This is a genomic window from Ancylobacter sp. FA202, assembly GCF_000380205.1.
Lineage (GTDB): Bacteria > Pseudomonadota > Alphaproteobacteria > Rhizobiales > Xanthobacteraceae > Ancylobacter.
Window position 1 is genome coordinate 2,636,037 of the sequence record NZ_KB904818.1, and the last position, 23,739, is coordinate 2,659,775.

A 23,739-nucleotide genomic window follows, 5' to 3' on the forward strand; every position below is an offset into this window, starting at 1 on the left:
CCAATTATATAGTGATTGATACATAAATGGCTAAAGCGATTGATTGAGGCGGTCAAGCCTTTATATAGTGAGCGATGCATAATTCGGACGGACCTTCAGACGCCAGCACAATCGAGGCCTGTCGCCGCCGGGGGCGCCCGCGTGCCTTCGATCGCGACGCGGCCTTGGCGCAGGCCATGCGGCTGTTCTGGCTCAAGGGTTATGAGGCGACCTCGATCGCCGATCTCACCGAGGCGATGGGCATCGGCTCGCCCAGCCTCTATGCCGCCTTCGGCTGCAAAGAGGCGTTGTATGTCGAGACGCTGCGCCATTATGAACGCAGCTATGAAGGCCGCGTCTGGGCAGGGTTCAGGGCCGCGGAGACGGCCGAAGGCGCCATCGCCGCACTGCTGTTCGATTCCGCGTCGGCGTTGACCGGAGGTGTGGCCGACATGCCGCCGGGCTGCATGGTGGCGCTGGCGACCGTCGACTGCGAGGCGCACCGCGACCTCGGCGATCTCGTGCGCGCAGCTCGCGCCGTCACCTTCGCCCGGCTGAAAGAGCGGCTGGAGCGTGGCGTGGCCGAAGGCGAGATGCCCGCCGGCTCGGATTGCGAGGAGATCGCCCGCTTCGTGCAGACGGTGCAGACCGGCATGTCGCTCCTCGCCCGCGACGGGACCAGCGGGGCGGAACTGAAGGCGGTGGCGGCTGTCGCCATGACGGGCGTCAGGACCCGCCTCGCCCTCGCCGGGCCCGAAGGCGGCTGAACCTGTTCCCCCCCACCGCGTCGTCGAGGGGGCGGGGGCGGTAAAAAACGACCCCTCGCGTGAAACGTTTCGGCTCCCGTCGGCTTATCCCTATCCCAGTAGGTCGGAGCGGGTGCTGCCACGCGCCTGTGCTCGGTCGGGATGAAACGCCAGGGAGACAGACAGCCGCATGTGTGGGATTGCCGGTGAAGTTCGATTTGATGGCTCATTCGCGGATGCGCGCGCCATCTCCGCCATGATGGATGTCCTTGCCCCGCGCGGCCCCGATGGCGCCGGGCTGGAGGCGCGTGGACCGGTTGCCTTCGGGCATCGGCGGCTGCGGATCATCGACCTTTCCGACAAGGCCGCCCAGCCCATGGTCGACCCGGAACTCGGGCTGACGCTCACCTTCAATGGCTGCATCTACAATTACCCCGAGCTGCGGGCCGAGCTGGAAGCCAAGGGCTACCGCTTCTTCTCGCAGGGCGACACCGAGGTGATCCTCAAGGCCTATCACGCCTGGGGCGAGGCCTGCGTCGAGCGCTTCCACGGCATGTTCGCCTTCGCCATCGCCGAGCGCGACAGCGGCGCGGTGGTGCTGGCGCGCGACCGTTTCGGCATCAAGCCGCTCTACTACACCGAGGGCGGCAAGCGCCTGCGCTTCGCTTCCAGCCTGCCGGCGCTGCTGGCGGCGGGCGATGTCGATAGCTCGATCGACCGCGACGCCCTGCACAATTACATGAGCTTCCACGCCGTGGTGCCGCCGCCGCGCACCATCCTCAAGGGCGTGCGCAAGCTGCCCCCGGCCACGGTGCGCCGCTACGCCCCCGATGGCAGCTTCACCGAGCGGGTCTATTGGCAGCCGCCCTATGAGCGCCGCGCGGAGGATTCCAATCTCACCGCGCAGGACTGGCGCGACCGGGTGCTGGACGCCCTGCGCACCGCCGTGCGCCGGCGCATGGTGGCGGATGTGCCGGTCGGCGTGCTGCTCTCGGGCGGGGTGGATTCCTCGATCATCGTCGGCCTGCTGGCTCAGGAAGGCCAGAAGGACCTCGCCACCTATTCCATCGGCTTCGAGGAGGCCAATGGCGAGAAGGGCGACGAATTCGTCTATTCCGACCTCATCGCCAAACATTTCGGCACCAACCACCACAAGATCTTCGTGCCGTCCTCGGACCTGATGGGCGCGCTCCCCGACACCATCCACGCCATGTCCGAGCCGATGGTGTCCTATGACAATATCGGCTTCTATCTGCTCTCCCGCGAGGTCTCGAAGTCGATCAAGGTGGTGCAGTCCGGCCAGGGCGCCGACGAGGTGTTCGCCGGCTATCACTGGTATCCCCCGCTCGCCGACAGCAACGACGTGGTCGGCGATTATGCCCGCGGCTTCTTCGACCGCGACCATGCCACGCTCGCCCGCCAGCTCGGGCCGCAATGGCTTGCCGACACCGATGCCAGCCGCGATCTCGTCGCCGCCCATCTGCTGGCGGAGGGCGCCGCGACCCCGGTGGACCGGGCGCTGCGGCTGGATTCGCAGGTGATGCTGGTCGACGATCCGGTGAAGCGAGTCGACAACATGACCATGGCCTGGGGGCTGGAAGCCCGCGTGCCCTTCCTCGACCATGAGCTGGTGGAACTGGCCGCCACCATTCCGCCCGCCTTCAAGCTCGCCCATGGCGGCAAGGGCGTGCTGAAGGACGCCGCCCGCCTGGTGGTGCCGCATGAGGTGATCGACCGGCCGAAGGGCTATTTCCCGGTGCCGCAGCTGAAATATATCTCCGGCCCCTATCTCGACATGGTGCGCGACGTGCTCGGCTCGCAGGCGGCGCGCGAGCGCGGGCTGTTCCGGCAGGAATATCTCGACACGCTGTTCGCCGACCCCGTCTCCCACATCACGCCGCTGCGCGGCTCCGAGCTGTGGCAGGTGGCGCTGCTGGAAATGTGGCTCCAGTCGCATGGCGTCTGAGCGGGAGGAGAGCGACGTGACATCCAATTGCGCCCTCGATGTCGGCTGGGGCCGGCTGATCTTCGGCCAGACCTTCGACAAGCTGCCCGATCTGGTGGAGACGCTGCGCGAGGAAGGACCGGACCGGCGCGACATTGCCGTCTATGTCCAGGAGCCGCATGTGCTGCTCTCGCACGCGCCGCAGGAAGTGTTTCTCGATCCCTCCCACACCTTCCGGCTGGACCTTGCCTCCTATCGCCCCTCCGACCGGCCGTTCGCCGGCTTTGGTGTGCGTGCGCTGTCGAGCGGGGCGGATGCCGACGCCATCAACCGCATCTATTCCTCGCGCGGCATGGTGACGGTGCCGCTGGAGTTCTTCCAGTCCCCGCGCGCGCCCGACCCGCTCACCTATCTGGTGGCCGAAGACGAGGCGACGGGCCGCATCATCGGCACGGTGACGGGCGTCGACCATGGCCTGGCCTTTGACGATCCCGAATTCGGCGCTTCGCTCTGGTGTCTCGCGGTCGACCCGCAGGCGCGCCAGCCCGGCATTGGCGAGGCGCTGGTGCGCCGCCTCGCCGAGCACTTCAAAGAAAAGGGCGCGGCCTTTCTCGACCTCTCGGTCATGTACGACAATGCGCAGGCCATTGCGCTCTATGAGAAGCTTGGCTTCGAGCGCGTCACCTATTTCACGGTGAAGCGCAAGAACCCGATCAATGAGAGGCTGTTCGCCGGCCCCGAGCAAAGCGAGGGATATAATCCCTATGCCCAGATCATCATCAACGAAGCCCGCCGTCGGGGCATTCTGGTGGAGCCGATCGACCCCGCCGGCGGCTTCTTCCGGCTGGCCTTCGGCGCCCGCACGGTGCGCTGCCGCGAGAGCCTGTCGGAACTGACCTCGGCGGTGGCGATGTCGATTTGCGACGACAAGAGCATCACCCGCCGCATCGTCGCCGAGGCGGGCGTGCGGGTGCCTGCCCAACTCACCACGAGCGCGCCGATGGACGAGATCGCCGCCTTTCTCAAGCGGCACGGACGGCTGGTGGTGAAGCCGGCACGCGGCGAGCAGGGGCAGGGCGTCAGCGTCGGGGTGGCCTCGCTGGACGAGCTCGACGCCGCCATCGCCGAGGCGCGCACCTTCGCCAGCGAAGTGCTGGTGGAGGAATGCGTCGCGGGGGAGGATGTCCGTCTGGTGGTCATCAATTTCAGGGTCGTGGCCGCGGCCATCCGCCGTCCGGCGACCGTGGTCGGCGACGGCCGCAGCACCGTGCTCGACCTCATCGAGGCGCAGAGCCGGCGCCGCGCCGCCGCCACCGGAGGCGAATCCCGCATTCCCATCGACGCCGAAACCGAGCGGACGGTGCGCGACGCCGGCATGGCGATGGACAGCGTGCTGCCCGCCGGCCGCGAGCTGAAGGTGCGGCGCACCGCTAATCTGCATACGGGCGGCACCATTCACGACATCACCGACATGGTGCATCCCACGCTGGTGGAGGCCGCCATCAAGGTGGCGCGGGCGATCGATATTCCCGTCGTCGGCGTCGACCTGATGGTGACGTCGCCCTCCGGGCCGGACTACGCCTTCATCGAGGCCAATGAGCGCCCCGGCCTTGCCAATCACGAGCCGCAGCCCACCGCCGAGCGCTTCATCGACCTCTTGTTCCCCCTCGCCATCCCCGCCGGGGTGCGTCAGGTGATGGACGCCCCGCAGGGGAGGGCGGAGGCATGACGCGGCTGACCATCGACGCCGATTACCTCGCCAAGATGCTGCGCCGGCTGCTCGCCATCCCCAGCCCCACCGGCTACACCGACACCATCGTCCGCTTCGTCGCCAAGGAGCTCGCCCATTTCGATTTGAAGGTGGAGCTGACGCGGCGTGGCGCCATCCGCGCCATCCGCCCCGGCGGCACGCATCTGGGCGCGCGGGCGCTGGTCGCCCATGTCGACACGCTCGGCGCCCAGGTGAAGATGCTGAAGGAGAATGGGCGGCTGTCGCTGGCGCCCATCGGCACCTGGTCGGCGCGCTTCGCGGAAGGTGCGCGCGGCACTGTCTTCACCGAGAAGGGCGGCTATAGCGGCACCATCCTGCCGCTGAAGGCCTCGGGCCACACCTTCAACGACGAGGTGGACCGGCACCCGATCGGCTGGGACCATGTCGAGTTGCGGGTCGATGCACGGACGCGCAACGCGGCCGACCTCGCCCATCTCGGCTTCGAGGTCGGCGACATCATCGCCATCGATCCGCAGTCGGAATTTCTCGACAACGGCTTCATCGTCTCGCGCCATCTCGACGACAAGGCTGGCGTCGCGGTGATGCTGGCGGCGATCAAGGCGCTGCACGAGGTTAAGGCCGAGACGCCGGTGGATATTCACTGGCTGTTCTCGATTGCCGAGGAGGTCGGGGTCGGCGCCTCCGCCGTGCTCACCGCCGATGTCGCCTCGCTGGTGGCGATCGACAACGGCACCACCGCGCCGGGGCAGAATTCCGACGAGTTCGGCGTCACCCTCTCCATGGCCGACCAGAGCGGGCCGTTCGACTACCACCTCACCCGCAAGCTGGCCGAGCTGTGCCGTGCCAACGACATACGCTGCCAGAAGGACGTTTTTCGCTATTACCGTTCGGATTCGGCCAGCGCTGTGGTGGCCGGGGCGGATGTGCGCACGGCGCTGATCACCTTCGGCGTCGATGCCTCGCACGGCTATGAGCGCATCCATATGCACGCGCTGCGCTCGCTGGCCGAGCTGGTGACGGCCTATGTCGTCAGCCCGGTCGAGATCACCCGCGATTTCCAGCAGACGGCCGACCTCAAGGGCTTCACCCGCCAGCCGACGCGCGAGGCGGTGCAGCATCTGTCGTCCGACGTCGACAGTGAGGAGCTGGAGGAATAGGCAGCCTCACAGTCCCGAAAAGCGTCCCCCGGGCGCCCCCACCCTGGCAGCCCGGGGCCTTCGCGACGTCACCGCACCTTTCGGTGCCGATCCTCCACGAAGAGCCGGCGGAACCCGCATTCCGCCGGGATCTCGCGATGCGAACCTTCGGAAGCTCGGCGAAGCTTCAGAAGCCCAGTGTGAAGGTTGCGTTGAAGCCGTTCTCGCTGACGCCGTCGCCGAACTGGCCGGTGTACGCGACGCCGAGCGTCGCCCCGGCACCCACCTGCACGTCGAGGCCGACTTCCAGCACGGCGGCATCCTGCGCGATCGCCACGCCTGTCGTGTCGAACGCGGCCGAGCCGAGGAAAGCCTGCGTCGCCACCGGGGTGATGTCGCCGAAGGCGTGCCGCCAGCCGGCCGCGCCGCGCAAGGTCGTGGCGAAGGCGCCGAGCAGCACCTCTTTCTCCGCCCTGAGGCCGAGCGTGGTGAAGCTGGTTTCCATGTCGGTGCCGCTGGAGGAGAGCGCCGCCGCGCCGCCCCATTCGCCATAGCCATCGGTGTCGAGGCTGACATAGGAGAGGTTGGCGAAGGGCTCGAAGGCGGCGAACGCCGTGTCCAGCCGGTAGCCGAGCTCGCCAAAGGCCTGGAACAGGCCGGCGTGATAGTCAGCGCTCAGGCTGTCGGCAAAGCCGGGAAAGGCGACCGAGCGGGAGGTCGACACGTCCTGCCACGTATAGGCGAGGCCGGCGCGCAGGGCGAGCGCACCCCACTGGTTGCCGCCATAGGCGCCGATATGCCAGTTGTCGCTGTCGCCGGAGGCGCCTTGGCCGCTGAACGAGGTGGAGCTGTAGCCACCGGCCACGCCGAGGCGCCAGCCGCCATCGAGTGCCCCGTCGCCGCCCATCAGGAAGCCGCCCGTCGCCCCATTGAGCCCGGTGGAATTGGCGGTGCCGTCGATATTGGTCCAGGAGCCGAAGCCGGTGGCCCACAGCGCCCGCTCGGGCGTGGTCGCCGCGGCCGGGGCCGCCTTGGTGACGAGGCCGTCGTCGATGGCACGCCCGGCGGCGCTGGTGCCTTGAGCCGGTGCATAGCTCAGCACCGGCGCGGCGGAAGCAGCCACCGCCCCCTGCGCCGCGCGCATCCGGTCGATCAGCGCAGAACGGATCAGCCCGCTCTGCTGGATGAACAGGCTCTGCGACGAGGCGTGTACCTCGCCCGCTAGCTGGTCGAAGGCGCCGCGCGCCTGGGCATCGGTTTCGAGGAACAGCAGCGCGTTGCGCAGGCCGCGCGTCGGTCCCTTGGCCGGCAGCGTGTCGAGCGCGGTGGCGGTCGCCCGCTGGTTGCGCGTTGACGCCGCTTGCGTGAAGGCGCGCGCCTGGTCGAAGCGCACGAAAATGTCGTTGCCGGTATTGCTGGAGGTAAGGCCGACAAAAGCCGAGACCGGGGTCTCGCCGTCGACATTCCCGAAATTGCCATCCACGCCGCCGGTGGCGGTGAGCACGTGATAATCGGTCCCGAAGGCGATATCGTCCACCGCCCGCAGCCGGATGCTGGCGCCGGGATCGATGGTGGCCGTGCCCCCGGCCGAGATCAGGTCGGCATGGCCAGCGAGGTCGACGTCGATCAGGTAAGTCGCGCCCGTCTCGAATGAGACATCGCCGCTGAAGCTGGCCAAGTCGCCCGCGCCGCCATCGGCTAGGCTGAAGATACGATGGTTGACGAAGCTTTCGAGATTGTCGAACCGGGTCGTCTCGGCGGTCTCGGCAAAGGAGGCCGCGTAAAGGGTCCCGTGATTGGTGAGCACGTCGTGGCCCGCACCGAAATCGTTGATCCCGGTCACGGCCCAGACCCGCGAATTCTCGAACGTGTCGTCTGACTTGGTGAGTTCGACCCGCCCGATCAGGATGCCGTCATTGACTATGGCGATCCGGCCGCCAGTGGCCTTCACCACCCGATCGGCCGAGGCTGCCGCGATCTGCTCGCGGGTGATTTCCTGGTCGAGCACATCAAGTGCCTGGCTGATGATGACGCCGCCGGCTTCGTTGGTAAGCGTCGCGCCGCCCGTGTTGTCGATTGCCGAATAGGCGCCGCTGTCAATGACGATGCCGCCGGTGATGAAGCCCAGTTGCTCGATCTCCTCGGCATCGGTTCCCGTGCCATTGACGATCGTCACGCTCGCCCCGTCGGCATAGATGCCGCCATAACCACCCGACGAGATGAAGCCGCCGAGATTCTCGATGCGCGTATCGCCCTCGACCAGATAGGCCAGCACGCCATAGTCGCTGGTGCTGGTGATCCGCCCGCCGGCGCCATTGTGCAGCTCGACGTCGCCGCCGATGGTGACGAAGGAAACGCCGCTATAGGTGCCGCCCGCGAGGAGGCCGCTGCCATTGGTGACGCTGGCATTGCCGGCCAAGGAATAGATGTCGATGCCGTAATCAGAGCCGGACATCGTCCCGCTGCCATTCAGCACGGTGACATCGCCGCCGCTGTACCAGACGCCGAGCGCGGTGGAGCCGGTGATGGAACTGGCGTCGTTGGAGATCCAGACATCACCTGAGACGTCGTTGGCGAAAACGCCGCTATTGCTCCGCCCGGTGCCGAGGATCTTGCTTCCGTTCTCGTTGATGAGCGTCAGGCTGTCGGCGTGCCAGACATTGATGCCGGCCGAATTGCCGGAGATGGCATGATCGGTCCCGCCCGCATTGGTGATCTTGACGGTGCCGACATCGTTGAAGACCACGCCGGAGGAGAAACGCCCCGTCCCGCTCACCGAGCCGGCGACGGTGACGTCAATCTCCGACGCCACGATCTCAAGCGCGTTGTCCTTGGTCGAAAGGTTGCCGACTGTGCCGGAAACCTTGCCGTCGGTGGTCTTGAGATAGACGCTGTCGCCGTAATTATTGGTGATCGTTCCGGCCGTCTGGTCGATGACGATGTTGCCGCCAGCCGAGAGGGTGATGTCGATCCCGTCGGCCACATCGGCCGAGACGTTCACCGTGCGGTCCGTTCGCCCGTCGGTGACGGTCTCCTCATAGCCATTGGGCGAGGCGGTGGCGCAGGTGACGACCGTGCCGTCGCGCACGCAGTCTGCCTGTGCTTGCGTGGCCAGGCCGGAGAAGGCGACGACCAGCGCGCCGCCAACAGCCAGTCTCCCGGCGCCGCGCATGCGGCTCACCCGGCGTTCACCTTTGCCCATATCCCTGCGATCCCCCCGCCCAGGCTCCCGCGCCTGGCTGTCCCATGGTGGCAGCCTAGCGAAGCGGAAAACGGAAGGATTACCGAAGCTTACGAAAGGTAATCGAGGGTTCCAGGCGTTGCGGCGCGCCGCTCAGGTGAGGATGATCGGCTCGCAGAACTGGTAGCCCCAATTGCGGATCGAGCGGAGGGGATGCGCGCCGGCGCCGCACTGCCTCACCTTGGCGGACAGGCGGGACATGGTGACATTAAGCGCGTTGCGATTGGGTGCGCGGTCGCCCTGTTCGAGCACGCCGATGATCTGCCAGGTTTCCAGCCGGTGGTCCTGCGCCCGCGCGAAGGCGGCGAGCAGCGCCGCCTCGGGGGCGGAGAGGGCGGTCAGGCCCCGTGGCCCACCCAGGGTGAGCCGCACCGTATCCAGCATGAGCGCCGCCGGGGGCGGCAGGGCCGGGCGCAGCCGCCGCGACAGGGCGAGAATGGCGGCGGCCAGCTCGTCGAGCGAGACCGGCTTTGCCAGATAGATGTCGGCGCCGCTCTCATAGCCGATCCGCTTGTCGTCGGTGCGGGTGCGGGCGGTCATCATGATGATGCCGATATCGGGATTGGTGACGCGCAGCCGGCGGGTGAGGCTCAGCCCGTCCTCGCCCGGCAGGTTGAGATCGACCACGACAAGGTCGATCCGCAGCGCCTGCCCCTGCTCGGCAATCGCTTCGGCACAGTCGAAACCAACCGCATGGTGGCCTTCACCGCTCAGGGCGTTGACGATGGCGGCCCTGAGATCGTCATTGTCTTCGACGACGGCAATGCTGAGCATGGCAACCAGACGCTGAAGCGCGCTCTCCCCTCGATGAGATCATATGCAAGCGAACCATCGAGGAGGTCCACGATTCCGTGGACGATGTAAAGCCCCAGTCCTGAGCCGCTCTTGGTGCGGGCATGCGGCCCCCGGTAGAATTTCTCGAACAGCTGCGCCGGGTCGGGCGTGCCGGTGCGCCCGCATTCGTTCTCGACGGTGATCCACACACCGGGGCCGGCGTCGCCGGTCGTCGCGGTCGCCGCCACCTCGACGGTCAAGCCCTCCGGCGAGTATTTCAGCGCGTTGTCGATCAGGTTTTGCAGGACCGTGGCGATGAGCTGTCGGTCGGAATTGATCGGGGGCAGCGCCTCGGTGCGCAGTGCGATGCGCGCGGATTCGGTGCTTGCTGACACCGTCGCGCGCAATAGGGCGGCAAGGTCTACCGGCGCGCGGACGACATCAAGGCTGTTCTGTTCCATGCGATCGGCGAAGCTGCAGCGGTCGATGATGCCGTCCATGTTGCCGAACGCCGCCTCGATCAGCCGGCGCGGCTCGCCCTCCACTTTCGCCGTGCCGACGGCGAGGCGAATGACGGAGAGCGGCGTGCGCAGCTCATGGGTCAGCATCGCCATGAAACGGTTCTGCATCTCGAACTGGTCCCGCTGCAGCTCCAGCTGGCCGCGCGTCAGGTCGAGCGCCAGCTGCGCCTCGATGCCGCGCAGCCGTGCCTCGCGCGAGCGCAGGGCCAGCAGCACGAACATTGGCAGGTCGGACAGCAGCCCATGAATGATGTTGGCGTCGAGATTCCAGGCCGAGGCCGGCAGGACGCCGAGGATGGGCAGCATGGTGAGAAGCAGCGACACCGCCTGGATGACATAGAAGATGCGCAGCGTCCGCCGGCCGGGCGGGGCATCGCGCCGCGTGCCGAACGCCATCACCGGCAGCAGCGGCACGATCAGCGCCACCACCAGCGCATTCACCGTCAGCGCCGTCTGGGTTGCGCCGGAGGCCAGCAGGCCCAGCGCGACGATCTGCGCCAGCAGCAGCGCGTCGAGCGCCCAGCGCGCCACCGGGATGAGGTCGAACTGGCGCAGCAGCAGGCGGTTGGTCAGGATCGAGAACAGCGGCGTGGCAATGACGACGACGCTGGTCAGCGTGTCGACGAAGCCCGTCGGAGCATCAGGAAAGATCAGGGCGCCATAGCCCATGATCAGGACGTTGTAGCTGATGAAGAAAATCTGGTTGATGGCGAAGCAGCCCACCACGATGTCGTTGTTGAGGGCGAATTCGCTGGTGGTCCAGAACAGGATGAACAGCAGCAGCGCCAGGATGAAGATCTGGCTGACATGGATGTGCAGGTCGCGCAGCGCGGCCACCTGCGGCAGCAGCGCCTCGACATGCATCAACGAGGTGCTGGTGGTGGAGAGTCGCAGATAATAGGTGGTTTCCGGTCCACTCGGCCAGATGGTGAAGCCAAGCGTGACCGAAGGTATTTCGCGTTCGAGAAATGGCGTGCGGTCGCCGGTCACATATTCGCGCCAGACGCCGGGCCGGCCGGGCACCGGCTCGAACAGGGAGACACGGTCGAGATAGGTCGGGCGGATCCGCAGCACCAGCGGCCCCCCGTCGGCGGGGCCGACCGTCAGCCGCAGCCATGTGGCCGATGGCGTGTAGCCGCGCGCCAGAATCGGGGACACGGGGGCGAAGTCGGCGCCGGCCACCTCGTCGATGGTCAGCGTGCCGTCGCGGTCCTCCAGCACGGCGCGGGTAAGCACATGGTCCTGCGAGGAGACGCCCGCCGTCCAGGCGATGGCGCCGCCGCCTCCCACCAGCAATACGAGGATGAGAAAGCGGGCGATCGCGGACAAATGCCGGCTAAGGCCGTCAGCGCCCGGCAGCGAGGGGCGCGTGCCCGCCGCTGCCATATCGTCCACCGCTTCCTCGCGCATGCCTGTCCGCCTGTCACCGGCCCGGCCCTCAGCGCCGCGCCCGCCACTGATATACCAAGCGGTCGCTCGCTCGCTACCCGCCTCCGGCGCGTTCTGCCGCCGCGTGAGGGCTCGTCAGCGCGCGGATTTCCTGGAGCAGGCCGGCCGGGATCAGCACGCCCCCGGCACTGCGGGCGCGGGCGGCGTAGCGGCGTTCCGAGGGCAGCCGCACCCCGGGCTGCGCCTTGGCGAGGGCGAACAGCTCCTGCGCATCGCCCATGCGCTGCGCCAGCGTCGCGCCGCCGAACACGGCGGGGTCGATGGCGATGAACAATTCGCCCCCGAGCGGCGGGCCGGAATCGCCATTCTCCGCCGCCTTCGCCTGCCGGCTGGTCAGGTCGCCGATCAACGGCCCGGCGATCAGCTCCACCATCATCGAGAGGGCCGATCCCTTGTGCCCGCCAAAGGGCAGCAGCGCCCCGGCCAGCGCGGCGGCGGGGTCGGTGGTCGGGGCGCCGTCCGGGCCCACCGCCCATCCGGCGGGCAGGGCCTTGCCCGCCCGGCGCTTCAGCTCCACCTCGCCGCGCGCGGCGGCGCTGGTGGCGAAATCGAAGATGAAGGGCTGGTCCTGCGGCCCCGGCCAGCCGAAGGCGATCGGGTTGGTGCCCATCAGCGGCGCCGTGCCGCCGGCGGGGGCGACGCAGCACTGGCCGACGGTGAAGCACCAGGCGGCGAGCCCGGCGTCGATCGCCGGCTCGATATCCGCCCACAGGGCCGAGAAATGGTAGCAATCGTGAATGGCCAGCGCGGCGATGCCATAGGTCTTCGCCGCCGCGATCAGCGCCGGCACGCCGGCCTCGATGGCGAGTGGGGCGAAGGCGCGGCGCGCATCCACCCGCAACACCACCGGCGTCGCCCGGGTCAGCACCGGCAGCGCTTCCCGCTCCGCCTTGCCGCTGCGGACGCTGTCGACATAGCCCAGCAGCCGGTAGAACCCATGCGAATGGCACTCATCGGCCTGTGCCCGGGTGATCGAGCGGGCGATCGCCTCGGCGTGCGCCGCGCCGAGCCCGGCGGCCAGCAGCGTGTCGCGGGTGAGAGCATGCACCTCGTCGAGGCTGAGGCGAACCATGTCGGGCGGGGGCGTGTGGGATCGGGTCATGGCGTCGCCTTGCGCTGGCTGCGCTCCAGCTCGCGCAGAAGGTCCTGCTGCACGGTCAGGATATGCGTGTCGAGAAAGGCGCAGGCCCCGGCGACATCGCCCGCGCGGGCGAGATCGGCGAGCGCGGCGTGCTCGCTCACCGCCCGCTGCATGCCGACAATGCCCATGCCGGCGACATCACTCAGATGCACGCGGGTGTAGCGGTCGCTGGCCTGGAGCAGGCCGTGGACGATGGTAAGCGAGCGTGGCAGTTCGGCCCGCGCATAAAGCGCCATGTGGAAGTCGGCGTTGATCTGGCCCCAGCGGCCGAGATCGTTCGCCGCCGTGGCCGTCACCATTTCCGCGTGCAGCGCGTCGAGCCGCGCGAAGTCGTCGGCGTCGAGCGCGGGAATGGAGCCGGCGAGCAGCCGCGGCTCCAGCAGCCGGCGCAGCTCGAACACGTCGCGGATTTCGGCTGTGGAGAGCTGGGCCACCACCGCGCCCTTCTGCGGCACGAAGCGCACCAGCCCCTCGGCGTCGAGCTGGAACAGCGCCTCGCGCACGGGGATGCGGCTGACCTTGAACGTCGCGGCCAGCGCGTCCTGCCGCAGCTGCGCCCCGGCCGGATAGGTGCCGTCGAGGATCGCCATGCGCAACTGGTCGAGTATGGCCGCCGTCAGCGTGCGGTGCTTGAGAAGCGGGTTCATTTTCCTGGCGTCGCACCCCGAATAATCACATCAGGCATATTGACGGAGATAATTTATAAAATCTACGATCCACCAAAAGAGGGGAATGGGTACCATGTCGCACACCAACGGCTTTGCTGCCGGTGGCCGGCCCTTGCGTGCCGTCACAGCCGCATCAGAAGCCCTTCTGGTCCTGGAGCGCTTTGCCATCGGCGCGCTGATGGCGCTGCTCACCGGGCTGATCCTCCTCAACGTCGTCACCCGCTACGGTCACGTCCCGCTGTACTGGATCGACGAATCCGCCATCTTCACCACCGTCTGGCTCACCTTCATCGGCGCGTCCGCCATGTCGCGGCTGCGGCTCGACTTCTCGATGACGCTGCTGACCGAGCGGCTTCCGGCGGGCGCGGTGAAGGCGATGCGCGTCCTCTCCACGCTCTGCATCCTCGGCTTCGGCCTGGCGCTGGCCGCCATGTGCTGGCTGTGGATGGACCCGGTCGGCATCGCTTCCGCCGGTTTCGACGCCCGCGAATATGGCGGTGCGACGTTCAATTTCCTCTACACCGAGCGCACCCAGACGCTGAACTGGCCGAGCTGGGTGGTCTATCTGGTGATGCCGCTTTTCGCCGTCACCCTGATGGTCCACAGCATGGCCAATCTGCTTGAAGATCTCGGCCTCGCGTCCCCGCCCGATCGCAGCAGCATCGGCCTGCACAATGCCGAGGAGGTCGCCTGATGCTCACCGGCGCCGCCTTCCTCGCCTTCCTGCTCATCGGGGTGCCGATCGGCATTGCCATCTGCCTCACCGGCGTGGTCTTCATCCAGGCCTCCGGCAATCCGGTGCTCTACCAGAGCTTCCCGATGCAGATGTTCGGCTCGGTCGACAATTACGGGCTGATCGCCATCCCGCTTTTCATCCTCATCGGCGAGATCATGAATGGCGGCGGCATCACCCGCCAGATCATCTCCATGACCATGGCCTTTGTCGGCTCGCTGCGCGGCGGGCTCGCTTATGTGAACATGCTGGCCAACATGTTCGTCTCGTCCATTCTCGGCTCGGCGACCGCGCAGGTCGCGATCATGGCGCAGATCATGGTGCCGGAGATGGAGGCGAAGGGCTATGACAAGACCTTCGCCGCCGGCCTCAGCGCCTATGCCGGCATGCTGGGGCCGATCATCCCGCCCTCGATCATGTTCGTCATGTATTCGGTGCTGGCGCAGGTGCCGGTCAGCACCATGCTGGTCGCCGGCCTCATCCCTGGTGTCGTGCTCACCGCGATGTTCTGCGTCGTCATCGCCGTCATGGGCTATGTTTACAACTACCCGCGCGGCGAGAGCTTCACCCTGCGCGAGCGCGTTGCCACCGTGGTGGCCTGCGCCCCGACGCTGCTGATCCCGATCGTCATCGTCGGCTCCATCCTCACCGGCCTCGCCAACCCCACCGAATCCGCCGCCGTCGGCGCGCTGGCCTCGGTGCTGGTCGGGCGGTTCTGGACGCGGGAACTCTCCCTGTCGCAGCTGCCGCGCATGCTGGTTCGGGCGGGCGTCTATTCCGGCATCGTGCTGTTCCTGGTGGCGGCCGCCGGCGTGCTCTCCTGGGTGCTGGTGTTCGCCAAGGTGCCGCAGGAAGTGGCGCTGTGGATCCAGTCCATCGCCACCGGGCCGATCAGCTTCATGCTGCTGGTCAACGTCATCCTGCTGGTCATCGGAACGGTGATCGACGGCGCGCCGGGCCTGATCATGACGGTGCCGATCCTGCTGCCGATCGCCACCGAGGTCTATCACATCGACCCGGTGCAGTTCGGCGTGGTGGCGGTGGTCAACCTTGTGCTCGGCTTCCTCTCGCCGCCCGTCGGTCTGTGCTTCTTCGTGGCGGCGGCGGTGACGGGGGCCAAGCCCGGCAAGATGTTCCTCGTCACCCTGCCGTTCTTCTTCGCCGCCTGCCTGCTGCTGGTGCTGCTCTCGATCTTCCCCGGCCTCTCCACTGCCCTCGTTCGCTGAACCCTTCCAGCCGAAAGGACCGCCCCGATGATCTCCCGCCGTACCCTGCTCGCCGCCGCTGCCGGCGCCACTCTCCCGCTGGCCGCCCCCGGCGTGCTGCGCGCCCAGGCGCGTGACCTGCGCCTCGGCATCATCACCCCGCCCGGCCACCCCTGGAACAATGCGGCGCTGAAGGTTGCCGAGGTTCTGAAGGAAAAGACCGGCGGCAAGCTGACCATGACCGTGTTCCATGCCGGCCAGCTCGGCAATGAAGGCGCGATGATGCAGCAGCTGCAGACCGGCGCGCTCGACATGGCCTTCCTGCAGGCGGCCGAAGTCGGCAACCGCGTGCCCAACGTCGCTGCCATCCTCGCGCCTTACGTCATCCGCTCGACCGAGGCCGCCGCCAAGCTGGTGCGCCAGCCCATCGCCATGCAGATGCTGGAGCCGCTGCCGAAGGAGACCGGCACGATCGGCCTCGGCTGGGGAATCACCTCGATCCGCGTCGTGTTCTCGGCCAAGGAGATCGACGGTATCGCCGGCCTCAACGGCATGAAGCTGCGCATCAACACCACCCCGGCGTTCCGCGACTTCTACTCGCTGCTCGGCGCCGCCCCGACCCCGATCCCGACGCCGCAGGTCTATGACGCCATGGCCAATGGTCAGGTGGACGGGCTGGAGGCCGATCTCGACTTCTCGTGGAACCAGCGCTTCGACAAGGTGTCGAAGGTGCTGATGCGTATGGACGCCGTGTTCATGCCCTTCATCGCGCTGGCGTCGGGCAAGGCCTGGCAGACGCTGTCCACTGAGGACCGCGCGCTGATCACCGCCGCCACCAAGGAAGCGCTGGCCGTGCAGGTCGACCAGACCGTGACCAATGCGCCGAAGCTGCTGAAGGACTTCGAGGGCACTGGCATCAAGATCGTCGTGCCGCCGACCGCCGACGCGGCGCCGATCATCGCCGAATACGACAAGATCTGGGCGCCGAAGGCTCCCATCCTGCCCGAGCTGCGCAAGATCGGCGCGACACTGGGCTGAGAGCGGTTGCCGCTTGAAATGAAAGAGGCGCCTCGCGGGGCGCCTCTTTTTTTCATGACTCACAACGTCATCCTGAGGTGCGAGCGTTAGCGAGCCTCGAAGGATGCTGAAGCCGAGGGCGCCCTGCGGGAGCATCCTTCGAGGCTCGGGCGATGCCCGAGCACCTCAGGATGACGGCGCGAAGGGGTGAAGCCCCGTCACTCCGCCATCCCAACCGGCCGAAAGGCGGACATCACTCCGCGGTCCAAACCGGCCACGTGTCGGAGAGCCGGTAGCCGGTCGGCCACGGGTCTTCCGGGTCCACCATCAGCTGCGCGGTGTGCGTCACCCAGGCGCGGCCCATGATCGAGGGCAGGATCGCCGGGCGGCCTCCGAGCGTCGTTTCGCCCTCGATCCGGCACTCGAAGCGTGAATCGATGATCGAGCGGCCGATGAAGGTCTCGCCCACTTTCAGCTGGCCCTTGGCGTGCAGCACCGCCATGCGCGCCGAGCAGCCGGTGCCGGTGGGCGAACGGTCGATCTTGCCGGGGCGGATCGCCACCGCATTGGCGCCTGATTTCACGCCGTCCATCTCCACCACGGGCGCGGCGAACTGGCAGAAGGAAATGTGGTTCCAGTCGGCATTCTCAGGGTGCTTGAAGCCGAGCTGGCGGTTCGCCGCCTTGACGATGCGCATGCCGGTCTCGGCAAGGTCCTTGGCTTCATCCGGGCGGATGGAGAAGCCCAACGCATGGGCGTCGACGATGACGAAGCTGTCGCCGCCATAGGCGGTATCGACGGTCAGCGTGCCGAGCCCCTCGACCTCCAGCTTCGCGTCGAGCTTGTCGGCGAAGGAGGGGTGGTTGCGCACCTTGATCCGCTCGGCCTTGCCGTTGCGGCAATAGGCGGTGACCTCGATCAACCCGCCCGGCGCTTCCAGCACCATATAAGTCTCCGGCTCGGTCATCGGCACGATGCCGCTGTCGAGCAGCACGGTGGCGACGCAGATCGAGTTGGAGCCGGACATGGGCGGGGTGTCTTCCGGCTCCATGATGATGAAGGCCGCCACCGCCTTCGGGTTCTTCGGCGGCACCAGCAGGTTCACATGGCGGAACACCCCGCCGCGCGGTTCCTGCAGCACGAAATTGCGCAGATTGTTGTCGCTGGCGAGGAAGCGCGACTGCGCCCACACGCTGTCGCCGGGCGGGGGCGCCACGCCCCCAACGATCACGTCGCCGACTTCGCCCTCGGCATGGCAGCCGACGATGTGGATGATCTTGCTGGAGCGCATGGGGGCCTCGCGTGAAGAGAGCAACGTCATCCTGAGGCGCCCGGCCCTGGGCCGGGCCTCGAAGGATGCTCGTTGAAGAACATCCTTCGAGGCTCGCTTCGCTCGCACCTCAGGATGACGGTGCGCGGCGGGAAAGTCGTCGTGGCGATCTCAGCCGATCACCACCACCGGATCGCCGAGCACGTCGAACAACGGGGTGATGCCCAGCCCCGGCGCGTCGGAGGCGGTCATGAAGCCGTTCTCGCGCTTGGGCGCGCCGCTCGCGATATCCACCGTGCCGTAGCTGTTGAAATCGGTGGCGGAGAAGGTGAACTCCTCCGGCGTCGAGCGGGCGAGATGGGCGATGGTCGCTGTGACGATGTCGCCGCCCCAGGTGTCCTCAATGGTCATCGGGGTGCCAGAGGCGACGCAGATGTCGCGCATCAGCCGCGCCTTGGTGAGGCCGCCGACTTTCGAGATCTTCAGGTTGATGATGTCCATGGCGTCATCGGCCAGCCCCTTCATCAGCGTGCCGACGCCGTCGATCACCTCGTCGAGCACGAAGGGCCGCGCGGTGCGGGCGCGCACCGAGAGGCATTCCTCATAGGTCGGGCAGGGCTGTTCGATATAGACGTCGAGATCGGCCACTTCCGCGCAGATGCGCGCCGCTTCCGCCCGCGTCCAGCCGGTATTGGCGTCGGCGACCAGAATGTCGGAGGCGTCGAGAATCTCGCGGGTGGCGCGGATGCGGTCGATGTCCTGGTCGGCATCGCCGCCGACCTTCAGCTGGAACTTGGTGTAGCCCTCGGCCTTGTAGCCGGCGATCTTCTTCGCCATCACCTCGGGCGCTTCCTGCGAGATGGCGCGGTAGAGCGCGACCTTCTCCTGCGCCGCGCCGCCCAGCAGTTTGTAGACCGGCAGCCCCGCCACCTTGCCGAGAATGTCCCAGCAGGCAATGTCGATCGGCGCCTTCACATAGGGGTGGCCGCGCAGCACCGCGTCCATGTGCCGGTTCAGCACGTTGAGATCGGTGGGATCGAGGCCGAGCACCTTCGGGCCGATTTCCTCCAGCCCGGCGCGCACGCCATGGGCATAGGCCGGCAGATAGGCCGAGCCGAGCGGGCAGCATTCAGCATAGCCGGTGATGCCGGCATCCGTCTCCACCGCCACCACGGTGGAATCGAACACCTCGATGAAATTGCCGTTCGACCAGTTGTAGCGGCCCTCCTTGAGAGGGAGACCGACTTTATAGGCCTTGATGCCGGTGATCTTCATGGCGTGGTTTCCGTTGTCTGCCGTTGCCGCCCGCGTTCAGCCGTCATCTTGAGGTGCGAGCGCAGCGAGCCTCGAAGGATGTTGAAACAGATGGCGCCCTGGGTGAGCCTCCTTCGAGGCTCGGGCGAAGCCCGAGCACCTCAGGATGACGGTGCGCCGAAAAGAAGGCCTCACACCACCACGAAGCCGTGCGCGAAGGGGTCGCGGTCGTCGATGAAGATGGTGTTGTAGCCGGTCATGCGGGCCCAGCCGCCGATGGAGGGGATGATCGCGTCGCGATTCCCCACCTTCACCGCCGCCTCGACCCGGCCCTTGAACAGCGAGCCGATAATGCTCTCATGCACGAAATCGTCGCCCACCTTCAGCTGGCCGAGCGCGGCGAGGTGCGCCATGCGCGAGGAGGTGCCGGTGCCGCAGGGCGAGCGGTCGATCGCCTTGTCGCCATAGAACACCGCGTTGCGCGCATGCGCCTCCGGGTGGCGGGCGGCGCCGGTCCAGAGAATGTGCGACAGGCCGCGAATCTCCGGCTTCTCCGGGTGCACGAATTCATACTTTTCGTTCAGCGCCCGGCGCAGCGCCGGGCTCATGCCCACCAGTTCGCCGGCGGTGAAGTCCGCCATGTCGCGGAAGGCTTCCTGCGGCTCGACGATGGCGTAGAAATTGCCGCCATAGGCGACATCCACCTTCACCTCGCCAAGGCCGGGACATTGCGCGGTCAGCCCGCGCGCATAGAGGAAGGCGGGCACATTGGTGATCCGCACTTCTTCCACATATTGCCCGACCTGGCGGTATTCCGCCTTCACCACGCCGGCGGGGGTGTCGAGCATCAAGACGCCGGGGGTCTTCGGCGTCACCAGCCCATGCTCGATCGCCATCGTCACCGTGCCGATGGTGCCGTGGCCGCACATGGGCAGGCAGCCCGAGGTCTCGATGAACAGGATGGCGACGTCGCAATCCGGCCGCGTCGGGGGATAGAGGATCGAGCCCGACATCATGTCGTGGCCGCGCGGCTCGAACATCAGCCCGGTGCGGATCCAGTCGAAGTCGCGCAGGAAATGCGCGCGTTTCTCGATCATGGTGTCGCCGACAAGGTTCGGCCCGCCGCCGGCCACCAGCCGCACCGGGTTGCCGCAGGTGTGGCCGTCAATGCAGAAAAAGCTGTGTCGCGCCATGGGGATACTCGTCAGAAACGGTCGGGGCGGAAGGGTTCGAGCGGAATGGAGGGGCGGCGCCCGGCCACGAGATCGGCGATCAGCCGGCCTGTCGCCGCGCTCTGGGTCAGCCCGAGATGGCCATGGCCGAAGGCATAGAGCACGCGGGGCGAGGCGGTGGCGGGGCCGATGACGGGCAGCGAATCCGGCAGCGAGGGACGAAAGCCCATCCATTGCCGGCCGCCCTCGGTGCGCAGCCCCGGCAGGAAGCGCGCCGCCTTGGTCAGCATCGCCTCGGAACGCTTGAAGTTCGGCGGCGCCTTCAGTCCACCCAATTCCACCGCCCCGCCGACGCGGATGCCGGTGGAGAGCGGCGTGACCACGAAGCCATGCCCGCCAAAGGTGAGCTGGCGGCGCAGGTCGAAGGCGCCGGGCGGCAAGGTGGTGTTGTAGCCGCGCTCGGTTTCCAGTGGGATGGAATCGCCCAGCGACTTCGCCAGCGGGCGCGACCAGGCGCCACCGGCGATCACCGCCCGGCCGGCAGTCAGCACCTTGCCGTCGGCGAGCCGCAACTGCACGCCCTCGGCCCCGGCGCTGAGGCTGACAACCTCGCCATGGACGAGGCCGGCGCCGCGGGCCATCACCATGCGGAACAAGGCGAGCGCGTAGTGATAGGGGTCGCTCACCGTCTGCCAGTGCGGGGTGAAGGTGCCGACCGTGAAGCGCGGCGAAAGCCCCGGCTGAAGCGCGGCCAGCGCCTCGCCGCGCACATGTTCGAAAGCGATGCCTTCGCGCGCCCGCGCCTCCCAGCCGGGGAGGGAGGCGGCAAGCTCGGCCTCGCTCTCGTAGAGCTGCAGATTGCCGTCGGAGCGCAGATGTTCGGCAAGACCGGCCTGGGTCACCAGAGCCTGCGTCGCGGTGGCGGCGAAGCGCATCAGATTGCCCTGCGCCGTTATCGAGGCGGCGTAGCGGTCGGGCAGGCTGGCACGCCAGAAACGGATCAGCCACGGCGTGATCTGCGGGAGGTAGCGCGGGGGAATGGAGAGCGGCCCCAGCGGGTCGAGCAGCCATTTCGGCGCCTTGCGCAGCATGCCGGGCGAGGCGAGGGGGAGAATGTCGGTAAAGGCCAGCGCCCCGGCATTGCCGTAGCTCGCCCCTTCCGCCACGCCGCCACGCTCAACGAGCCGCACCCGATGCCCCTCGGCCAGCAGATGGAACGCGGTGGCGAGGCCGACAATGCCGGCACCGACGATGACGATGTCGCCCGAGGCGGTCTTGGCGCTCATGCTGTCATGCTCAGGCACATGGGAAGTATCACCCTCATGGCCGGGCTTGACCCGGCCACCCAGACGGTAGGAAGCATCCAGTCCCTGGGTCCCCGGGTCACGCCCGGGGATGAGGGGTCACTCGGCGTTTTGCCGCCTCACGCCGCCTTGGCGAGGGTCGGGCGGGTGGCGAGGCCTTCGCGCACGATGCGCTCGACCTTGGCGCGCTGCTCGCCATCGAGCGGCAGGCGGGGGGCGCGCACGCGCTCGGTGGTGCCGGTCACCATCGCCTCGACCAGCTTCAGGTTCTGGACGAGATAGGTCGACACGTCGAGATCGAGCAGCGGGCGGAACCAGCGGTAGATTTCCAGCGCCTCGTCATAGCGCTTGGCCTTCATCAGCCGGTAGATCGCCACCGTCTCCTCGGGGAAGGCGACCACGAGGCCGGCGACCCAGCCCACCGCGCCGAGCGCCAGCGCCTCGAAGGCGAGGTTGTCGACGCCGGTGAAGATGTCGAAACGGTCGCCGAAGGCGTTCTGCAGTTCCACCGTGCGGCGGATGTCGTCCGAGGACTCCTTCACCGCGACGAAGCGCTTGTCCTTGGCCAGTTCGGCCATGATCTCGATGGTGATGTCGACGCGGTAGGCGATGCGGTTGGAATAGATCATGACCGGCAGGTCGGCGGCCTCAGCCACCGCGGAGAGGGTCGCGACCGTCTCCTTCGGGTTGGTGTGGTAGACGAGGCTCGGCACCACCATCAGCCCGTCGGCGCCGGCCTGCGCGGCGCGCTTGGCGAGGCTCGCGCAATCGCGGGTCGAGGCGTCGGCGATGGTCATCAGCACCGAGCGCTTGCCGGCGACCGACTTGGCGGTCTTCAGCACGGCGAGGCGCTCGTCATGCGAGAGCATCGGGCCTTCGCCGAGCGAACCATTGACGATGATGCCGTCGACGCCGGCGTCGATCTGCAAGGCGAAGCAGCGCTCCATCTCCTTGTGGTCGAGCGTGTCGTCTTCGTTGAACTTGGCGGTAACGGCGGGATAGACGCCCTGCCACATGGGAGTGCTCCTTAAGTCTCTTGCGAATGCGATCTATGGATCAGAGGACGGATTTCAGGAAGTCGATCGTTTCCGGCTCGCGCGGATTACCGATCACCTGGGCGGGTGGGCCGATCTCGTGGATGCGGCCCTTGTGGAAGAAGGCGACGCGGTTCGACACCTCGCGGGCGAAGGCGATCTCGTGGGTGACGACGATCATCGTCATGCCCTCGGAGGAGAGCAGGCGCATCGTGTCCAGCACCTCGCCCACCAGCTGCGGGTCGAGCGCCGAGGTCACTTCGTCGAACAGCATGTAGTCCGGCGACATGGCCAGCGCGCGGGCGATCGCCATGCGCTGCTGCTGGCCGCCGGAAAGCTTGGAGGGGTAGACCTTGATCTTCTCGCTGAGGCCGACGCGGGCGAGCTTTTCCACCGCGATCGCTTCGGCCTCGGCCTTCGACTTGCCGAGCACCTTGCGCGGCGCCAGCATCACGTTTTCCAGCACGGTGAGGTGAGGAAACGCATTCCACTGCTGGAAAACAATGCCGATCTTGCGGCGCAGCTTGTTGAGGTCGGTGCCGCGCCCGTGCACATCGGTGCCGTCGACGAGGATGCGGCCGGAATTGATCGGCTCCAGCCCGTTGATGCACATGAGCAGGGTGGATTTGCCCGAGCCCGAGCCGCCGATGATGGAAACAACTTCCCCCTTCTCGACGGTCATGGTCACGCCCTTGACCACTTCGAGCGAGCCGAAGGCTTTGTGGACGTCCTGAATTTCGATCGACATTTCGGTCCTCAGTCGTTCTCGCGCCAGCGCTTCTCAAGGCGTGCGCCGAGGCGGGCGATGGGGAAGCTCATCAGGAAGTAGATCAGCCCGGCGATGGACAGCACGAAGAGCGGCTCCTGGATGCGGGTGACGATCACCTGCGAGGAGCGCAGCAATTCGACCACGCCGATCCACCACACCATGGCGGTGTCCTTCATCACGCCGAGCGTCAGGCCGATCCAGCTCGGCAAAGCGACGCGCAGCGCGATGGGGAAGACGATCTCGGTCAGGTCCTGCCGCCAGCTCAGCCCCAGCGAGCGCGCCGCGCGGCGCGTCGTGGTCGGCACGGCGAGGAAGCCCGAGCGCACGATTTCGGTGCAATAGGCCGACATGTAGAGCGCCAGCACCACGCAGCCCACGGTGAACGGGCTCCAGTGAATGCCGACAATGGTCTTGAACGAGTTCGCCACCACCAGCTGGATCAGCAGCGGAATGGAACGGAACACGTCCAGCACCGCGCCGAGCGGGGCATTCACCCACCAGGGCGAGATGGCGCGGATGACGCCGAAGACCACGCCGAGCAGCGTGCCGCCCAGCACCGCCCAGAAGGTGAGCATCAGCGTGACGCCGGCGCCCTTCAGCATGAACATCAGGTCGTTGGCCGAGAAACTGGTCTCGAACAGGGAGGAGA

19 protein-coding genes are annotated in these 23,739 nt (G+C 67.2%); 7 read left to right on the forward strand and 12 right to left on the reverse strand.

Annotated features, from left to right (window positions below; all coding sequences use genetic code 11):
- Positions 1 to 74: 74 nt before the first annotated feature.
- The 4 genes from A3M1_RS0111940 to A3M1_RS0111955 all read left to right on the forward strand — a co-directional run bounded on the left by A3M1_RS0111940 (position 75) and on the right by A3M1_RS0111955 (position 5,559).
- On the forward strand, positions 75 to 746 hold the full coding sequence (locus tag A3M1_RS0111940) for a TetR family transcriptional regulator (protein WP_018964109.1): 672 nt from the start codon (positions 75 to 77) through the stop codon (positions 744 to 746).
- Between the two features lie 169 nt (positions 747 to 915).
- A complete protein-coding gene (locus A3M1_RS0111945; protein ID WP_018389204.1) occupies positions 916 to 2,691 on the forward strand; it encodes an N-acetylglutaminylglutamine amidotransferase in 1,776 nt (591 codons plus the stop codon).
- Positions 2,681 to 4,399 carry an N-acetylglutaminylglutamine synthetase gene (gene ngg / locus A3M1_RS0111950; RefSeq protein WP_018389205.1) on the forward strand — a complete coding sequence of 573 codons (1,719 nt, stop codon included), beginning with the start codon at positions 2,681 to 2,683 and terminating at the stop codon, positions 4,397 to 4,399. The genes A3M1_RS0111945 and ngg overlap by 11 nt, the downstream gene beginning before the upstream one ends.
- The gene (locus A3M1_RS0111955) at positions 4,396 to 5,559 is read left to right on the forward strand and encodes an osmoprotectant NAGGN system M42 family peptidase (RefSeq protein WP_018389206.1); all 1,164 of its coding nucleotides are present in this window, start codon (positions 4,396 to 4,398) and stop codon (positions 5,557 to 5,559) included. Before ngg ends, A3M1_RS0111955 begins: the two co-directional genes overlap by 4 nt.
- 166 nt (positions 5,560 to 5,725) lie before the next feature.
- On the opposite strand, the gene A3M1_RS0111960 is transcribed toward A3M1_RS0111955, so the two are convergent.
- The 5 genes from A3M1_RS0111960 to A3M1_RS0111980 all read right to left on the reverse strand — a co-directional run bounded on the left by A3M1_RS0111960 (position 5,726) and on the right by A3M1_RS0111980 (position 13,311).
- Positions 5,726 to 8,710, reverse strand: a complete 2,985-nt coding sequence (locus A3M1_RS0111960; protein ID WP_245261878.1) for an autotransporter domain-containing protein — start codon at positions 8,708 to 8,710, stop codon at positions 5,726 to 5,728.
- A gap of 162 nt (positions 8,711 to 8,872) precedes the next feature.
- Positions 8,873 to 9,553, reverse strand: a complete 681-nt coding sequence (locus A3M1_RS0111965) for a response regulator transcription factor (protein ID WP_018389208.1) — start codon at positions 9,551 to 9,553, stop codon at positions 8,873 to 8,875.
- Positions 9,490 to 11,484 (reverse strand): 7TM-DISM domain-containing protein, encoded by a 1,995-nt coding sequence (locus A3M1_RS0111970; protein WP_018389209.1) that lies wholly within the window; start codon positions 11,482 to 11,484, stop codon positions 9,490 to 9,492. The genes A3M1_RS0111965 and A3M1_RS0111970 overlap by 64 nt, the downstream gene beginning before the upstream one ends.
- A gap of 73 nt (positions 11,485 to 11,557) precedes the next feature.
- Positions 11,558 to 12,625, reverse strand: a complete 1,068-nt coding sequence (locus A3M1_RS0111975; protein WP_245261648.1) for an Ldh family oxidoreductase — start codon at positions 12,623 to 12,625, stop codon at positions 11,558 to 11,560.
- The gene (locus A3M1_RS0111980; RefSeq protein WP_018389211.1) at positions 12,622 to 13,311 is read right to left on the reverse strand and encodes a GntR family transcriptional regulator; all 690 of its coding nucleotides are present in this window, start codon (positions 13,309 to 13,311) and stop codon (positions 12,622 to 12,624) included. The genes A3M1_RS0111975 and A3M1_RS0111980 overlap by 4 nt, the downstream gene beginning before the upstream one ends.
- A gap of 94 nt (positions 13,312 to 13,405) precedes the next feature.
- Here A3M1_RS0111980 and A3M1_RS0111985 point away from each other — a divergent pair, with 94 nt between their 5' ends.
- The 3 genes from A3M1_RS0111985 to A3M1_RS0111995 are packed head-to-tail and all read left to right on the forward strand — an operon-like array spanning position 13,406 to position 16,308.
- The gene (locus A3M1_RS0111985) at positions 13,406 to 14,026 is read left to right on the forward strand and encodes a TRAP transporter small permease (protein ID WP_018389212.1); all 621 of its coding nucleotides are present in this window, start codon (positions 13,406 to 13,408) and stop codon (positions 14,024 to 14,026) included.
- Positions 14,026 to 15,291: a TRAP transporter large permease gene (locus A3M1_RS0111990; protein WP_018389213.1), complete on the forward strand. Its 1,266-nt coding sequence runs from the start codon at positions 14,026 to 14,028 to the stop codon at positions 15,289 to 15,291. Before A3M1_RS0111985 ends, A3M1_RS0111990 begins: the two co-directional genes overlap by 1 nt.
- A 27-nt stretch (positions 15,292 to 15,318) precedes the next feature.
- Complete coding sequence (locus A3M1_RS0111995) at positions 15,319 to 16,308, forward strand: TRAP transporter substrate-binding protein (protein WP_018389214.1); 990 nt, start codon at positions 15,319 to 15,321, stop codon at positions 16,306 to 16,308.
- 232 nt (positions 16,309 to 16,540) lie between these two features.
- On the opposite strand, the gene A3M1_RS0112000 is transcribed toward A3M1_RS0111995, so the two are convergent.
- The 7 genes from A3M1_RS0112000 to A3M1_RS0112030 form a co-directional block, all read right to left on the reverse strand.
- Positions 16,541 to 17,578, reverse strand: a complete 1,038-nt coding sequence (locus A3M1_RS0112000) for a proline racemase family protein (protein ID WP_018389215.1) — start codon at positions 17,576 to 17,578, stop codon at positions 16,541 to 16,543.
- Between the two features lie 150 nt (positions 17,579 to 17,728).
- Positions 17,729 to 18,832 carry a cis-3-hydroxy-L-proline dehydratase gene (locus A3M1_RS0112005; RefSeq protein WP_018389216.1) on the reverse strand — a complete coding sequence of 368 codons (1,104 nt, stop codon included), beginning with the start codon at positions 18,830 to 18,832 and terminating at the stop codon, positions 17,729 to 17,731.
- Between the two features lie 170 nt (positions 18,833 to 19,002).
- Positions 19,003 to 20,004 carry a 4-hydroxyproline epimerase gene (locus A3M1_RS0112010; protein WP_018389217.1) on the reverse strand — a complete coding sequence of 334 codons (1,002 nt, stop codon included), beginning with the start codon at positions 20,002 to 20,004 and terminating at the stop codon, positions 19,003 to 19,005.
- 11 nt (positions 20,005 to 20,015) lie between these two features.
- Positions 20,016 to 21,269, reverse strand: coding sequence for an FAD-binding oxidoreductase (locus A3M1_RS0112015; RefSeq protein ID WP_018389218.1), 1,254 nt, complete (start codon positions 21,267 to 21,269; stop codon positions 20,016 to 20,018).
- 137 nt (positions 21,270 to 21,406) lie between these two features.
- Positions 21,407 to 22,303 (reverse strand): dihydrodipicolinate synthase family protein, encoded by an 897-nt coding sequence (locus tag A3M1_RS0112020; protein WP_018389219.1) that lies wholly within the window; start codon positions 22,301 to 22,303, stop codon positions 21,407 to 21,409.
- Positions 22,304 to 22,343: 40 nt separating this feature from the next.
- Positions 22,344 to 23,069: an amino acid ABC transporter ATP-binding protein gene (locus A3M1_RS0112025; protein ID WP_018389220.1), complete on the reverse strand. Its 726-nt coding sequence runs from the start codon at positions 23,067 to 23,069 to the stop codon at positions 22,344 to 22,346.
- A gap of 8 nt (positions 23,070 to 23,077) precedes the next feature.
- Complete coding sequence (locus A3M1_RS0112030; RefSeq protein WP_026221290.1) at positions 23,078 to 23,731, reverse strand: amino acid ABC transporter permease; 654 nt, start codon at positions 23,729 to 23,731, stop codon at positions 23,078 to 23,080.
- Positions 23,732 to 23,739 lie beyond the last annotated feature (8 nt).